Source organism: Actinomadura sp. 7K534 (assembly GCF_004348575.1).
GTDB classification, from domain to species: Bacteria; Actinomycetota; Actinomycetes; order Streptosporangiales; family Streptosporangiaceae; genus Spirillospora; species Spirillospora livida.
Genome location: NZ_SMKB01000489.1, coordinates 1 through 1,191 on the forward strand (window position 1 = coordinate 1; position 1,191 = coordinate 1,191).

Consider the following 1,191-nt stretch of genomic DNA (forward strand, 5'->3'; position numbering starts at 1 on the left):
CGGCTACACCCTCCACCCCGCACTCCTCGACGCCGCACTCCACCCCATCGCGCTGGCCGCCGACGGTCCCGGCGACCAAGCGCAGCTCCCGTTCGCTTGGGAAGGCGTCACCCTCCACGCCGTCCAGGCGACAGCGCTCCGCGTCACCATCACCCCCACCGGCACCGGCGTCGCCATCACCGCCACCGACCCGGCGGGCCAGCCCGTCGCGACCATCGACACCCTCACCCTGCGGCCTTTCTCCGGCCTGCCCAGCGCCCCCGCCCGCGACGGCCACCTCTACGCGTTGAGCTGGCCGTCCATCTCGCCGACCGAGGAGTCCGCGCTCGACGGTCCTTGCGCGATTCTCGGGACGCATGATCCGGACTCCGCGGACGCGCTCCGCGCCGCGCTCACCGTCGCCGCCCCGCTCTGCGGCGACCTCAACGAGGTCTCGGAACTCTCCGGCCCGCCCCCTGTCATCCTGGTCCCGTGCCCTCCCGCCGGCACCGGCGGCGAGCCCGGTGTGGTGGACGGAGCCCATGCGCTGACCCGGCAGGTGCTGCGACTGCTGCAGGAGTTCCTCACCGACGACCGCCTCGGCGGTAGCCGTCTGGTCCTGCTGACCACCGATGCGGTCGCGGTCGGGGCCGATGACGTCGATCTCGCCCAGAGCCCGCTGTGGGGGCTGGTCCGCAGCGTCCAAGCCGAGCACCCCGGACGCATCACGCTCATCGACCTGGACGACCCGCCTGCCGCGTATCGGATGCTCTTGCCCGCGATCGGCGCCGCGCTGGACCGGGGCGAGCCCCATCTGGCCATTCGCGGAAGCGACGTTCACGTCCCGCGGCTGGCGCGCCTACCGGACAGTGGCGACGACGGCGGTGCACCCGACGCCTTCGTCCCTGGCGGCACGGTCCTGGTCACGGGCGGTACGGGCACTCTGGGCCGGCTGGTCGCCGAGCACCTGGTCACCGTCCACGGCGTCACGCATCTGATCCTGGCCAGCCGCAGCGGCCCCAACGCGCCCGAAGCCCAGGGACTCCACCGTCACCTGGAAGAACTCGGCGCCCAGGTCACCATCGCCGCGTGCGACGCCGCCGACGGCGAGCAGCTCACCCGGCTCCTCGCGAACATCCCCGAAGACCACCCCCTCACCGCGGTCATCCACGCGGCCGGCGTCATCGACGACGCCATCGCCACCTCACTGAC

At 73.0% G+C, this 1,191-nt stretch carries 1 protein-coding gene; it reads left to right on the forward strand.

Annotated elements, in window-relative coordinates:
• Positions 1-1,191: SDR family oxidoreductase (locus E1266_RS37320; protein WP_132055301.1), on the forward strand; the 1,191-nt coding region annotated here is incomplete at both ends.